Origin of the sequence: Actinomadura napierensis, from assembly GCF_039529375.1 — a bacterium.
Taxonomy (GTDB): Bacteria; Actinomycetota; Actinomycetes; order Streptosporangiales; family Streptosporangiaceae; genus Spirillospora; species Spirillospora napierensis.
On sequence record NZ_BAAAMR010000319.1, the window covers coordinates 1 to 682 of the forward strand.

The 682-nt window shown below is 36.8% G+C and carries 2 protein-coding genes; both read right to left on the reverse strand.

Annotated features, from left to right (window positions below; translation table 11 throughout):
• Positions 1-357 (reverse strand): biotin synthase BioB (locus ABD296_RS49695; protein ID WP_455363890.1); only part of this gene is annotated, 357 nt, incomplete at its 3' end.
• An 87-nt stretch (positions 358-444) separates the two neighbouring features.
• Positions 445-682 (reverse strand): hypothetical protein (locus tag ABD296_RS49700; protein WP_455363891.1); only part of this gene is annotated, 238 nt, incomplete at its 5' end.

Here is a 682-nt window from a genome sequence, read left to right on the forward strand (position 1 = left end):
TTCTAAAACATAAGGCATATCACGCTCATGAGGGTTACGCCAAGCAGCACCCATACAAAAACGAGATGAACCTGAATCTTTTGCAGCTTTTGCTTCGCTAATTACTTTTTCAACAGCAATACGTTTTTCTGCTTCTAATTTTGAATCGTAATGTGCAGATTGAGAGCAATATTTGCAATCTTCAGGACATTTACCCGTTTTAATAGATAAAAGGGTGCTGACCTGAATTGTATTGGCAGTGAAGTGCTCACGGTGTACTTGTTGAGCCTTAAAAACTAAATCCAAAAAAGGTTGTTCATATAGAGCTTGGATTTCTTCACGAGTCCAATCATTACGTAGAGTCATTGTCATATCCATGATGATGGCATTAATTCACTGTACATAATCATACAGAATTCGTATTAAAGCTATAGGGCAAAAAACATCATTTTTTTAATTTGATAGCTAAAGTTGATTAAGTTGCTGTTCAATTGCCCAATCAATATGCACATTGACGATTTCGTCATGTAAACTTTTGCCTTTGTTTAGCTGATCTACAATTTCTTTTGAGTACGGTGCGTTGCCTAAACCGATAGCGATATTACGTTTGAAGGATTGATAACCTGTACGTCGTATTGGGCTGCCTTCTGTATTGGCTAAAAAAGTAGCTTCGTCCCACTGCCAAATATCAAGCAAACTAATA